Origin of the sequence: Alcanivorax sp. DSM 26293, assembly GCF_900107995.1 — a bacterium.
Taxonomy (GTDB): Bacteria; Pseudomonadota; Gammaproteobacteria; order Pseudomonadales; family Alcanivoracaceae; genus Alcanivorax.
Genome location: NZ_FNUM01000008.1, coordinates 26,222 through 39,633, shown reverse-complemented (window position 1 = coordinate 39,633; position 13,412 = coordinate 26,222). Strand labels below are relative to the sequence as shown.

The 13,412-nt window shown below is 59.1% G+C and carries 11 protein-coding genes; 10 read left to right on the top strand and 1 reads right to left on the bottom strand.

Annotation, left to right across the window (positions count from 1 at the left end; translation table 11 throughout):
• Positions 1 to 5: 5 nt before the first annotated feature.
• The 7 genes from C4S63_RS13890 (at position 6) to C4S63_RS17535 (ending at position 9,336) form a co-directional block, all read left to right on the top strand.
• The gene (locus C4S63_RS13890) at positions 6 to 1,148 is read left to right on the top strand and encodes an acyl-CoA dehydrogenase family protein (RefSeq protein ID WP_103917933.1); all 1,143 of its coding nucleotides are present in this window, start codon (positions 6 to 8) and stop codon (positions 1,146 to 1,148) included.
• Between the two features lie 259 nt (positions 1,149 to 1,407).
• The gene (locus C4S63_RS13885) at positions 1,408 to 2,436 is read left to right on the top strand and encodes an NADP-dependent oxidoreductase (protein WP_103917932.1); all 1,029 of its coding nucleotides are present in this window, start codon (positions 1,408 to 1,410) and stop codon (positions 2,434 to 2,436) included.
• Entirely contained in the window at positions 2,436 to 3,890 is a 1,455-nt protein-coding gene (locus C4S63_RS13880; RefSeq protein ID WP_103917931.1) for a DHA2 family efflux MFS transporter permease subunit, read from the top strand. The genes C4S63_RS13885 and C4S63_RS13880 overlap by 1 nt, the downstream gene beginning before the upstream one ends.
• Positions 3,880 to 4,800, top strand: a complete 921-nt coding sequence (locus C4S63_RS13875) for a ketopantoate reductase family protein (RefSeq protein ID WP_103917930.1) — start codon at positions 3,880 to 3,882, stop codon at positions 4,798 to 4,800. Before C4S63_RS13880 ends, C4S63_RS13875 begins: the two co-directional genes overlap by 11 nt.
• Positions 4,801 to 5,114: 314 nt before the next feature.
• Positions 5,115 to 8,468, top strand: coding sequence for an Ig-like domain-containing protein (locus C4S63_RS13870; RefSeq protein WP_103917929.1), 3,354 nt, complete (start codon positions 5,115 to 5,117; stop codon positions 8,466 to 8,468).
• 14 nt (positions 8,469 to 8,482) lie between these two features.
• Entirely contained in the window at positions 8,483 to 8,965 is a 483-nt protein-coding gene (locus tag C4S63_RS17540; RefSeq protein ID WP_235000029.1) for a hypothetical protein, read from the top strand.
• A complete protein-coding gene (locus C4S63_RS17535; RefSeq protein WP_235000028.1) occupies positions 8,932 to 9,336 on the top strand; it encodes an OmpW family protein in 405 nt (134 codons plus the stop codon). The genes C4S63_RS17540 and C4S63_RS17535 overlap by 34 nt, the downstream gene beginning before the upstream one ends.
• Before the next feature lie 241 nt (positions 9,337 to 9,577).
• Here C4S63_RS17535 and C4S63_RS13860 read toward each other — a convergent pair whose 3' ends face one another.
• Positions 9,578 to 10,546: an NAD(P)H-quinone oxidoreductase gene (locus C4S63_RS13860; RefSeq protein ID WP_103917928.1), complete on the bottom strand. Its 969-nt coding sequence runs from the start codon at positions 10,544 to 10,546 to the stop codon at positions 9,578 to 9,580.
• Positions 10,547 to 10,637: 91 nt separating this feature from the next.
• Between C4S63_RS13860 and C4S63_RS13855 the strand changes: the two genes are divergently transcribed.
• The 3 genes from C4S63_RS13855 to C4S63_RS13845 all read left to right on the top strand — a co-directional run bounded on the left by C4S63_RS13855 (position 10,638) and on the right by C4S63_RS13845 (position 13,410).
• On the top strand, positions 10,638 to 11,663 hold the full coding sequence (locus tag C4S63_RS13855) for an MBL fold metallo-hydrolase (RefSeq protein ID WP_103917927.1): 1,026 nt from the start codon (positions 10,638 to 10,640) through the stop codon (positions 11,661 to 11,663).
• A 167-nt stretch (positions 11,664 to 11,830) separates the two neighbouring features.
• The gene (hchA, locus tag C4S63_RS13850) at positions 11,831 to 12,694 is read left to right on the top strand and encodes a glyoxalase III HchA (protein WP_103917926.1); all 864 of its coding nucleotides are present in this window, start codon (positions 11,831 to 11,833) and stop codon (positions 12,692 to 12,694) included.
• A 5-nt stretch (positions 12,695 to 12,699) separates the two neighbouring features.
• Positions 12,700 to 13,410, top strand: coding sequence for a PA1136 family autoinducer-binding transcriptional regulator (locus C4S63_RS13845; protein WP_103917925.1), 711 nt, complete (start codon positions 12,700 to 12,702; stop codon positions 13,408 to 13,410).
• Positions 13,411 to 13,412 lie beyond the last annotated feature (2 nt).

Below are 13,412 nucleotides of genomic sequence, written 5' to 3'. Positions count from 1 at the left end.
CGACCATGGACTTCAAACTGAGCGACGAACAACGCATGCTCGAGGAAACCGTGGGCCGTCTGGTTCGCGATGGTTACCCCTTCGACGTACGCGAAAAAGCCCGCACCAGCGAGCTGGGCTTCTCCAAAGAAATGTGGCAGCAGTTCGCCGAACTGGGCCTGCTGGGCGTACCGTTTTCCGAAGACTTCGGCGGCTTCAATGGTGGCGGTCCGGAACTGATGGTGGTGGCGGAGGGTTTTGGTCGCGGCCTGGTGCTGGAACCCTATCTTGCCACCGTGGTGCTCAGTGGCACCCTGATCAATGCCCTGGGTAGCGACAGCCAGAAAGAGGCATTGATCAGCGCCATCGTTGGTGGTGAATTGCGTCTGGCCCTGGCCGCCTATGAACCGGAAGGTCGTTATGACCATACCCATGTGGCGACAACGGCGGAAAAGAGCGGCGATGGCTATGTGATCAGCGGTAGCAAGGCGGTGGTCCTGCACGGGGATAGCGCCGACAAGCTGGTCGTGATTGCCCGTACCGCTGGTAATGCCAATGACCGCAATGGCCTGTCCGCCTTTGTGGTGGATGCTGCCGCCGAGGGCGTCAGCCGTCGCGGTTATGAAACCATTGATGGTCTGCATGCGGCGGAAATTAGTCTCAACAAGGCGCCGGCGGAGCTGCTGGGTGAAGAAGGCAATGCCATTGACGCCCTGGAGAAATCCCTGGCGCTGGGTATCGTTGCCCTTTGTGCGGAAGCCACCGGCGCCATGGAAGTGGCCTGTGACCACACCTTGAACTACATCAAGGAACGTCAGCAGTTCGGCGTGCCCATCGGCAAGTTCCAGGCCTTGCAGCACCGCATGGTGGAAATGCGCATGGAGCTGGAAAAAGCCCGTTCCATGACCATTCTGGCAGCCTGCTCCCTGGAGTTGTCGGCACCGGTGTGTGCCAAGCGCCTGGCGGCGGCCAAGGCGATCATCGGCAAGTCCGGGCGCAAGGTGGCGGAAGAAGCCATCCAGCTCCATGGCGGCATGGGCATGATGGAAGAAACCGCCGTGTCTCATTACGCCAAGCGTATCGTGATGATTGACCACCAGCTTGGTGATCTGGGCTATCACATGCAGCAGCTGGAAAACCTGCTGGATGTGGACGAAGACGCCGCGTAACGCAACACACCAAGGCGGCTTCGGCCGCCTTTTTTGATGATAAAAAATATTTCCTAGCCGTAGGAGCGTCGATTGCGGCGCGATAAAAGACCAGGATCAAAAGCACTCTCACCACAGAGGGCACAGAGTATACAGAGAAGAACCCGTTTTTTCCTCAGTGATCTCTGTGTCCTCTGTGGTAAATACCGCTTTTCAGGTTTTGGGTGATCGCGCCGCAAGTGGCGCTCCTACAGGTAGGTTTGAAATCCGGGAGAGCACCATGACGATCAACCGCCAGATTATTCTGTCCGAGTATCCCAAAGGCATGCCGCAGGCTGAGCATTTGCCCCTGCGCGAAGGTGAGATGCCGTCGCCGAAAGACGGGCAGGTTCTGATCAAGACGATCTACCTGTCCCTGGACCCCTACATGCGCGGTCGCATGAGCCCGGCCAAGTCCTATGCCGCCAGTGTGGAGCTGGGTGATGTGATGCAGGGGGCCACCGTGGGGCAGGTGGTGGAGTCGCGGCTGGAAGGCTATGAAGCCGGTGATTACGTGCTCGGCTTCGGGGGCTGGCAGGAATACTCCGTGCAGGGCAAGGCCATGCTGCGCAAGCTGGATCCGAAGCAGGCGCCCATCAGCACCGCCGTGGGTGTGCTGGGCATGCCGGGCTTTACCGCCTATGCCGGGCTGCTGGAAATCGGTCAGCCGAAAGAAGGCGAAACCGTGGTCGTGTCCGCCGCCAGCGGGGCCGTGGGGCAGGTGGTCGGTCAGATCGCCAAGCTGAAAGGCTGCCGTGTGGTGGGCGTGGCCGGGGCGCCGGACAAGTGCGAGCATGTGGTTGAGGCTTATGGCTTCGATGCCTGCGTCAACTACAAGGACGAGGATTTTGACGCGCAGCTCAAGGCAGCCTGCCCGGACGGCATCGATATCTATTTCGAAAACGTGGGCGGCAAGGTGTTCGATGCGGTGATGAAGCAGGTCAACGATTTCGCCCGGATTCCCCTGTGTGGTCGCATCGCCCACTACAACGATACCGAAGCGCCTCAGGGACCGGATCAGTTGCCGGCGTTCCTGACCAAGCTGTTGGTCAAGCGGATCCTGATCAAAGGCTTTATCCAGTTCGATTACGCCCACCTGATGAAGGACTTTGTCAGTGACATGAGTACCTGGATGCAGGCTGGAAAAATTCAGTACCAGGAAGATATCGTCCAGGGTCTGGAAAACACCGTGGATGCCTTCCAGGGCCTGTTGACCGGACGTAATCGCGGCAAGCTGCTGGTGCAGGTCAGCGAGGACCCCACCCGGTAATGGCGTCGGTAGAGGCCCAGGTCGAACGGTTGTTCGACCGTTATGGGCCACGCTACCGCTGGCTGGCCACCATAACCGTGATGCTCGGCACCATGTCCGTGGTGCTGGCGTCCACCATTATCAATGTGGCCATTCCCACCATCATGGTGGAGTTTCGGCTGGCCCAGGATCAGGTGCACTGGCTGGCCACCGGCTTTCTTGCTGCCATGACCGTGGGCATGCTGCTCAATGCCTGGTGTGCCCAGCGATTCGGTGCCCGTGGTGCCTATCTGCTGGCCATGGGGCTGTTTATCGTCGTGTCCATTATCGGTGCTGTCAGTGAGCAGTTTCCTCTGCTGGTGGCGGCCCGTATCGGACAAGGTCTGTTGGCCGGGCTGGTACAACCGTTGGCCATGATTACCATCTTTCAGGTCTTCCCGCTTAACCGGCGCGGCCAGGCCATGGGAATCTATGGGCTTGGCGTGGTGTTGGGGCCGGCGATTGCCCCTGCCATCGGAGGGGTGCTGGTGGATACCCTGTCCTGGCGGGCGGTGTTCCTGGTGGTGCTGCCGGCCTGTGTGGTGGGCATGGTGATGGCCTGGCGGTACCTGCCCGGCAAGGATCGCCAGCTGGCACCGGTTCGCCTCGACCGTGCTGGCGTGCTGTTGCTGGCCCTGGGTATCACGGCAGTGCTGTGGGGTCTGGCCAATGGCCATCGCCGTGGTTGGAGCGACCCCTGGTTGCTGACCACGTTGCTTGTTGGCACTGTCTCGTTGGCATGGTTTGTGGTGTGGCAGCGGCGCCATGCCCACCCTCTCATGGATCTGAGGGTCTTTGCGTATCCGGGCTTCACGGGCAGCTTTCTCATGTCCATGGTGATTGGTGCCGGGGTGTTCGCCTCCACCTATGTGACGCCGCTGTATTTTCAGCAGGTACTGGGCGAAAGCGCCGCCAGTGCCGGCCTGATGTTGATGCCGGCGGGACTGGCCATGGCGTTCACCTTTCCGGTGGCCGGACACCTGACCGACCGATTTTCCGAGACCCGCATCATGATCATCGGTCTGCTGTTGTTTGTCCTCAACATGGCGCTGATGGCGGGTGCCACCTTGGCGACATCGGCGGTATGGCTGGTGTGGTGGACCCTGCTGGGCAGGGTGGGGCTGGGGTTGATGATGCCGCCATCGTCCACCGGGGCACTGGGCTTGCTGCCACCGGCATTGATTCCACAGGGCTCGGGCATTTTCAATTTCGCCCGGCAGATCGGCGGTGCTCTGGGCGTGAATCTGTGCGCCCTTTGCATACAATTTTTCAGTGATCGCTATGGGCAGACTGATCCTGCGTTGTCGCTGGCAGAGGCCTTTGAATTTGGTTTTGATCGGGCTTTCTGGTTGTTGTTAATCGTTTTCCTGCTGTCGTTGTGGCCCTTGCATGCCATGCGGCAGGGCTTGATAAAGAGACACTGTTATGACGGATAAACCTCGCATTCTGATCGTCGGTGCCGGTGCCATCGGCAGCTTTTATGGGGCCATTCTTAAACGGGCTGGCTGTGAGGTGAGTGTGGTGCTGCGCTCGGATTATGACGCGGTTAAGGAGGGCGGCTTTCGTTTTACCAGCCCACTGGGGGAGCTGTCCTGGCTGCCGGAGCGGGTGTATCGCCCGGATGACACCCCGGACGCGTTTCCCGATTATCTTCTGCTCTGCGTCAAGGTGTTGCCCGGCGTGGATCGTGCCGCGCTGGTGCGTCCCTGGATGGGCGACCACACCGGCCTGGTGCTGATTGAAAATGGCCTGGATATCGAACGGGAGCTGGCCGATGCCTATCCGCAGCATCCTCTGGTGAGCTGCCTGGCATTTATCGCTGTCAGCCGCACGGGCCCCGGCGAGGTTCATCATCAGGCCTACGGCCAACTGGTAATGGGCAATTTTCCCGCGGGGTTTGATGAGCACTGTCGCCGCTTGAGCGGCCTGTTCAGGGAAGGGGGTATTGAGGTTAACGATAGCGAAGCGGTTGTGGGGGAGCGCTGGCGCAAGTGTGTCTGGAATGCGCCGTTCAATCCTCTCAGCGTGCTGAGCAATGGGGCCGATACGTTATCGATTCTTGATGCCCCCGGTGGCGAAGACCTGGTCCGTACCATGATGAAAGAGGTGATAGCCGTCGCCGCTGCCGATGGCTATCCGCTCCCGGACGATCTGGTGGAAAAAAATCTGGCCGGTACCCGCAAGATGGGCGCCTACAAAAATTCCATGGCACTGGACTACCTGAACGACCGGCCCATCGAACTGGATGCCATCCTGGGTAATGTGGTGGCGATTGCCGAACGCCATGGAGTGGCTGCCCCTCACTTGAAAACGGTGCTGACCGCACTGCGTATTCGTTACCAATAAGGCGGCGTTCTGTTCGCAGCATGATACAAAACGTCATGTTGCGGTTTTTCTTGTCAACCAGGGATTACGAACAAAGTTTTAGTGCGGAATCCCTGAGCAAAAATCCCCTTTTCAAAAGCCATTGAATTACTTGGGAATTTGCTTCGTGAAGTATACGTGAATGCAGAAAGTGTCTATTTATCAGGTAGATAAAACGCACCATTATGTGGATTTTTGCTTACAAACGATAACTTGTCCCCGTCCCCGCGCCACTGAATCCTGTCCCCGGAATCAATAGAAAAATCTGCCTCCAAAAACAAGAAACGGGTGAAAGGATGCGCACAATATCGATACAGCGTCTGGCTGTTTTATGTCTGCTTTATCCCCTGCTCAATGCCTGTGAAGACGACCCGGATGTGTTTATCCCTCCGGAGCCGGGTGAGGCGCTGATCTACGCATATCCGTCTGACGGCATGGTGGATCTGCCTCTCGGCAGCAAGTTGCTGCTGACTTTTTCCAGTGCCATTGATGAGGCTGCCGCCAAGGCAGAATGTCAGCCTGACGGTGAAAATTTTGCCGGCGCCCTGTGTCTGGCCGACAGTGAAGGGAACCTGGTGGATCTGTCCAGCGCCCAGGTCTCCAACCGCAACCATACTTTTACCTTTTCCATGTCGGGTCTGCGCCCTGGTGAAGAGTACCGGTTGTGGGTGTCGCCGCAGATCGCCTCCGGCATCGTCAACCTGGATGATCAGGACGGCCCGCTGATTACGTTTCGCACCCGCCAGTACCACCCGCTGCCTGATCAGGTTCCCGAGGTGCTGGCCATCAACCAGGAAAATCCCGGGGCCTATCTGCCGGAGCCTGTTGCAGAAGAGCGCTTCCCGTTCATGGATTTCTCGCCGGTGCGCATCACCTTCACCGAGCCGCTGGTGGAGACCACCGTCCGTTACGGTGACACGGTCAAGCTGGAGCATCAGCAGTCCGGGGAACTGGTGGATGTGAGGATTCTCAATGAGCGCCACTACATCACCCTGGACCCCAAAGAGGACCTGATCGGCGGCGACACCTACACACTCACCCTGCAGGGTCTGGAAGATTTTGATGAAGACGTTCTGGAGACAGTGACCTATGAGCTGACGCCCACCCTGTCCAAGGATGACGTGGTCGATCTCAACCCGCCCATCAAGCAGCTGATGAAAGCCCAGCCGGCCCTGGGGGACCCGGGCTACCCGCAAGCCTCACGGCTGCACGGGTTGCCGCTTAATCAGTTCAACCTGGTTACCGAGGCACTGGGTGTGACCCAGGTGAATGCCATGCCGCTGGTACTGGAGGGCTGGATGGGCCGTCCGGACGTGCATGTGGATGCGGTGCCCGTGGTCGCCCGAGCCGGCCAGCAGCTGCGCATTACCGGTATTGATCCGATCAAGCTGGGTGGCGAGGTGCGCACTCCCATGTTTACCGGCGACATCATCGGCACTTTTGTGACCGACGTGACCGGTTATCTGGTGACCAACCCCTATCGCCCCAAGGGGTTCCAGCCCGATGATGATTATGCGCCGATGTTTGTGTACATGAATTTTGATCTGGCCATGCATGCAGTCGAACCACGGGGCAATGCTTCAGTGAACCAGAACCTGATGCACATCCAGGCGGTTGGCGTGGTGGATGTGAAGGATGGCGCGCTGACCTTCGAGGTATTCCGAACCCTGGAACTGGATATTCTCAGCGGAGCTGCCAAAGTCAGCGCGGACTTTGCACTTGGCGTCCGTGCAGACGTGGACTTCGAGTTCGATCAGTTCAACCGCGATCCGCTTCAGGCAACCGGGTCGTTCCCGGAGCATAATCAGACCCAGGTGGAGCCGAGCAACAACATCGTTGTGGTGTTCAACGAGCCAGTGCATGACGAAGGAATGGAGCAGGTGAAACTGTTCCGTCAGGACAGCAGCGAACCGGTGCCGGTGCAGGTCCGTAGCAGTGGCTCCAACCTGGTGATTACGCCGCTCAATGCGTTGGCGGCCGGGCAGCGTTATTACCTGGATCTTGGCGATGGCTTGAAAGATCAGGACCTGTTTGATCCTTCGCATCTGCAGTTTGTGCCCGGGGATGCCACCGATGGCACGGGTCAGATTGTTTTCGATACGGCCAGCTACGCGGCGGACAATGGTGCGCCGGTATTGCCGCCGGTGGTGTTGGGGGCCTACCCGGGCATCGGGTGTGCGTTGGAAGACCGTGGTGTCGAACGCCAGGATGCAGATGGCAACACGGTGCAAATGGCTGGCCGGTGTGTGGGCGGTCTGGCGTCGGATTCGCTTTACTACCCCTTCTTCTATGACGTCAGTCGCCCCATCGAGATCAGTTTCAATATGCCCATGGAAATGGCCTCCATGACGTTCGGCACCATTGCCGCCGATGGCCAATCCTGTGAAGGCGGGGCCATGTGTCTGGGTGAGCAGGTGAATGGCCAGTGGCAGAACATCCCCATGTCAGCACGACGCAACAGTCTGCGTCTGCGGGCTCAGCCGGCACCGGATACCATTATGCCCGGCAATGCCTATCGTCTGGTGATCAATGGCGGCGACAGTGGCGAAGCGGTGTTCCGCAGTCATGATCGCTTCGGCAACCTGGGCATCAACACGGACCCACTCAACGGCATGGGCACCTGTGGCCCGCTTTCCAATCAGCCCTGTGTAGGGGGGCCGCCGATTCTGCTCGATTTCACCGCCACCCCGGATGAAGGGGCTGCCTATGCCACTGTTCTGACCCGGGAGTACACCGACGTCAATGGCAATGGCAACTGGGACAACGATGAAGTGGAAGCGGTCAACAACCATGCCCGCGGTCATGTGAAAAGCACCGGTGGGCTGATTGGCGGCGCCAACCTGGATCAAGGTGACCAGATCTTTACCCATGCGGCGTTGCCCATGGCGTTTCTGCCAAAGCAACCGCTGGACCTGAGTTATATCGGTCTGGTCGATGAAGGCAATGGCCGCTGGTGCGCCACCCAGGAAGATGCCGATGGCGAAATCTTCTGTATCCAGACCGTAGGAGAGTCGGCGATTCCGGTGGAGATCAATGCCCAGCATGTGATGGGCACATCTCTGACTGCCAACGCGACGCTGGCCATTCCGATTCTGGGCGATCTGATTCCCTTGCCCCTGGAAACCGGCGCATTGGTGCTCCGCTTCCGCCCCTATGACGACAAGCCTCCTCAGCCCCTGCGCGGCTTCGTGGTGAACCAGATTGATCCGGATACCGGGGAAGAAATCGACGATCCGATTTTTATCACCCGCCTGGATGCCTGGCTGGATGCGCCGGACCTGCGCCTGCTCTCCGCATTGATCCCCGGTGGGCAAGCCATACCCAATGTGGCGGATGCCAACGTGAGAAGCCTGCCGGTATCGGCCTACCTGACCGGGCCGGTGAAATTCCTGCGTAACGGACAGATCACCCTGGAGTCGCGCAATGCGTCCGCTATTGCCGCGACGCTGAACCTGTCAGTGGACCTTGGTGCTCTGATCCCGGTACTGGGAGACCTGCTTGACCTGATCATCGGCGGCATTCTCCCGGAAGAGGGCGTGGGTTCACTGGAGTTGGGCATTGCCAAGGACGACTTCCGTATCCGTGTGGTTAACAACCCCACCCACGCCCGCCTCACCACGGCGGGTCAGGAAAATGCGGGGGAGCGTTGAAAATGAGAAAAACAATGGATGCGAAAAAACGAATTTTCCTGTTTGTCGTGCTGGGGTTTCTTTCTGCCCATGTTGCCAGTCAGGACATGTACGGCCCGGATTACCCCGGGGTGAAATTCACCCAGAAAATTTTTGGCGAAGACCGGCTCTACTTTCGCTTCGGAGCCATCCATATGTCCCCGGACGTAAAGACCCGATCGATCACGCTCAGCAACCTGTCAGAGATTGCTGAAGTGGCGGTGGAGCCGGGTGAGCAGGAAGGGGAGGCGTTCAGTGATCCGCTCACCATTCCGGCTGCCATCATCGGCTACAAGCTGCGCTGGGGGGATGGTGGCTGGTCCATCGAAACCATGGCGGCCCTGCCGCCCACTCTGGAACTGAAGGCCAAGGGCAAGTTGGCGGATGAGCCACTGGTCACCGAGGCCAACGGTATTCCCACCGGGGTGCCTGCATTGGGGAAAAGGTGGGCGAAACCAAGGTGGCGCCGCCCATGGTGACCCTGGTGAAGCGATTCCGCCTGGACCACAACTTCCGGCCTTATGTGGGTCTGGGAGCCGTGTATCTGTTTACCTACGACAGCCATGTCACCAACCCGATTCTCACGGAAGTGGGAGAACCGGAACTGGAGATTCAGGATAAATTTGGCTGGGTGGGGCAGATAGGTGCCGATTGGCGGCTGAGCGACCACTGGTGGCTGACGGCGGACGCCAAGTACATCAGCGTCAAGGAAGTGAAAGCCAAGGTGGAGCGCACCTTTATTCGCGCCCCGGGGCTTCCCCAGTATCAATTCGCGGAAGTGGGTGATGCGGAATTTGTGGCGGACATGAATGTGTACGCCTTCCACCTGGGGGTGGGCTTCACGTTCTGATACCCGGCAAAACCGTTGGAGCGTTGCTCGCAAGGCGAAGCGTCGAATCTGCTCCTGCGTCTTCAAACCGTCGCGTGGGGAGCAAGGCTCTGGTCGGTGACGTGGTCTAAAAGGGTTATTCTGGCCAGCCCTTCTGGCAGGTTCCGAGATTCGGTCAACCTGATGTTTTTGGTCATTGAGGCGCGGGCAGAAAGCGTGAAATAGTATTTCAAATACTGTTTCACGCTGGGCCTTGTGCATGTCAGTCGCCAACCACAATCACTCGCTTGCCACTGAAGTCGTTCCCGGCCATATGCTCGTGGGCGGCTTTGGCGTCGGTAAAGGGGAAGGTTTCCAGTGGCAGGGGCAGCAGGCGACCGCTGGCAAACAGGGGCGCAAGACGGTCATTGAACAGCTGCGCCATACGGATGCGGTTCTCCAGGGGCTGGCTGCGCATGGTCATGCTTTTCAGCGTCTGGCGTTTCATCAGCAGGGCGCCCAGATTCAGCTCCGTGCTCAGGCCGCCAAGGACGCCGATATTCACCAGGGTGCCCTCGGCACGCAGCCCGCCGAGCAGGGCATTCCAGTCCGGGCCAACCATATCCAGAATCACCGCCACTCCCTGACCCTCGGTCAACGCATCCAGCTGCGCTTTCAAGGTGTCGTCCTCGCAAACCTGGGCCGCCAGCCCCATGTCGGTGGCCGTGTCCAGCTTGCTCAGGTCCCGGCTGCTGCCGATGGAGCGGGCGCCCAGCGTTGCGGCCAGTTGCGTGGCGGCCAGGCCGACGCCGGCGGTGGCCGGACGAATCAGGCACCACTGGCCAGGCTGCAAACCGCCTTCCAGGAACAGAGCCCGGTAAGCGGTCAGAAACGCTTCGGGCAGGGTGACGGCGCGGGCGAAGTCCATGCCATCGGGAACGGTCAGCGCTTCCCGTTCGTGGGTGACAACCTGCTCCGCATAGGCACAGCCGGGCACCAGGCCCATCACCGCATCACCCACTTTCCGTTGCTGCACCCGCGCCCCCACGGCACTGACCACCCCGGCGTATTCCAGCCCGGGAATGCGACTGTCGGTGCCCGGCGGTGCCGGGTAGCGGCCCAGCACCTGCAACAGATCCGCCCGGTTTACGCCGATGGCTTTCACCTGCACGCAAATTTCCTCCGGCCCCGGTTGCAGGTCCGGCAGGGTATCCAGTTGCAGTTGCTGATCCTCAATACACCAGGCACGCATGGTTGTGCTCCTTTAAAACATGAGTCGGCACAGCGTGCCGGAAAAATAGACGCTCCTACGATAGGGCTCTGTGGTGAAGAAAAGGTTCGTTATGTCCTTACACTATCCGTTCACTGATCTGCCGCCGGCAGGCAAGCGTTTCAAGGTGGCCGACGGGGTTTACTGGCTGCGGTTCCCGCTGCCCTTTGCCCTCGACCATATCAATCTCTGGTTGCTGGAAGATAACCATGGCTGGGTGATCGTGGATACCGGGCTGGGAGTCCGCCGCAGCCGGGAAATCTGGCAACAGTTGCTCAGCGAACAACTGGACGGCAAACCGGTTACCCGCATCATCGTCACCCATTACCACCCGGATCATCTGGGCATGGCCGGCTGGCTGCAGCAACACTGCCAGGCGCCGGTCATCATGAGTCGGGGCGAATGGCAACTGGCCAGCCATATCTGCGACGCCAGCGACGAACAGACCATCGAACGCTTCAAACATTTTCTCGGCAGCCATGGCCTGCAGGGCGACAACCTGGACAAGGTGGCCGGCAAGGGTAACGGCTTTCGTCGCGTGGTGATGCCCATGCCGGTGGACCCGCAATTTGTCGGCGCCGGTGACAGCCTGACCATCAATGGCCAGCGCTGGCAGATTCATATCGGTCGCGGGCACGCCCCAGAGCACCTGTGCCTTTACCGAGAAAGCGATCGTCTGCTGATCAGTGGCGACCAGGTATTGCCGACCATTTCCAGCAATCTGATGGTGCGGCCCACGGAACCGGAAGCGAACCCGGTGGCCGCCTTCGTGGGCAGCCTCAAGGCCATACGCGATGCCTTGCCCCGGGACACCCTGGTGTTGCCCGCCCATGGTCTGCCGTTTCGAGGGTTGCACCAGCGCATCAATGCACTGGTGGACCACCATGATCAGCAACTGGATCAGGTGCAGGCCGCCTGCCGTCAGCACCCCCACAATGCCCACGACATGCTTCCGGTCATGTTCCGTCGGGAGCTGGATGTGCAACAGCTCATGTTTGCCATGGGCGAAAGCATTGCTCACCTCAATTGTCTGGTGGAGCAGGGGAGGGTGCAGCGGCAGAACCGTGGAGGAATCTGGGTGTTCAGAAGCGCTGCGTGAACCGGAGTCAAAATAACGTTGCGAAAAGGGCAAGGCAACCGAAGCGGCCCGAATGACACATGATGAAATAGATCGGCGTGGCCATTGGGGGAAATCCCTCATTGCCTGTCATGAAACTCGTTCTACACTGAAGCGATTAATGTCCCATACAGTGATGGAGAGTTTTCATGGCAACAGCGCAATCTGATGACAAGCGTCCCACTCCGGACCCGGCGGAAGACAATGCATTCTTTCCGTCCTCATATTCCCTCAGCCAGTTCACTGCTCCGAAATCAGACTTGAGTGGCGCAGACTACCCGTCCCCCTATACCGGTGGTCGCTGGAAAGTGCTGGTCGTTGGTGCGGATGAGCGCTATTTGATGACCGACAATGGCACCATGTTCTCTACCGGTAACCATCCGGTGGAAACCTTGCTGCCCATGTATCACCTGGACAAAGCCGGTTTTGCATTCGACATCGCGACCCTGTCCGGCAACCCGGTCAAGTTCGAGTTCTGGGCCATGCCGTCCGAGGACGAAGAAGTGAAAGGCTTGTTCTCCAAGTACCGGGATCAGTTCAAGCAGCCCCTGAAGCTGGCAGATGTGGTGAAAGACGCACTGGGCGAAGACTCGGATTATATCGGCGTGTTTATTCCCGGCGGCCATGGTGCCCTGATCGGCCTGCCAGAGAGCGACGATATGAAAGCGGTTCTGGAGTGGGCGCTGGCAAATGACAAATTCATCATTTCCCTGTGTCATGGCCCCGCGGCCTTCCTGGCGGCGAAAGGCGGGCCTTCTTTTTCCGGATATAAAATCTGTGCCTTCCCGGATGCACTGGATGCCCAGACCCCGGACATGGGGTATATGCCGGGCCATCTGACCTGGAAATTCGGGGAACAATTGACGTCCATGGGATTTGAAATTGTGAATGACAACATCTCCGGAGAGACCTGCCAGGATCGAAAAATGTTGACCGGTGACAGCCCTCTTGCCGGCAATGCGCTGGGGAAACTGGCAGCGAAGGCCTTGCTTGACGCTGTGGGTAATGAGTAACCCCTGTGCCAACCGATGACGCCGTGCGCGTGGCTCTCTTGCTGGAAAGAAGCGAGAGCCTGACAAGTATCCAGGATGCGGTTCGTCGCTACGCCAGCGGCTTTGGTTACGATCGCTTCGTCCTGTTTTCGGCATCCGCGTCACTGGACGAACTGGTCGACCGCATTTACTGGGTAGAAGGGGACTGGTTCGGAGACGGAAAAGCGGTGGATGCGAAAACCTACGTCAGGCGTTGCCCGGTAACCCGACATATTCTGGATATCGGCGAGGCATTTTTCTGGACCAAGACACTGGATCAGGAAGGCGAGCATTATCGCATTGTTCGCAAGCCACAGGGGCCTGGCATCCATGGACTGCAGGTTCCGATATTCGGACCACTCGGACTGGAGGGGGCGATGAGCCTGGGCGGCGAAAAAATCGATGCGTCACCGGCGGCCCGGCTATCGGCAGGGCTGATGGCTACCTCGGCTTTTCTTGCCGCTCGCCGGCTTATCGAAATGCCGGACCGGGAGACACCCAGAGTTTTATCCGGCCGGGAAAGCGAGATATTGGCATGGACAGCGGCAGGCTGGCGCCAGGCGGATATTGCGGCAACCCTGGGTTTGTCCAACCGAACCGTTGAGAATCACTTGCGCAAGGCGCGGCAACGCCTGGGGGTGGCGACAACCGCTGAGGCCATACGCGTGGCAATTCGAAACGGGTTTATCAAGGGGTGATA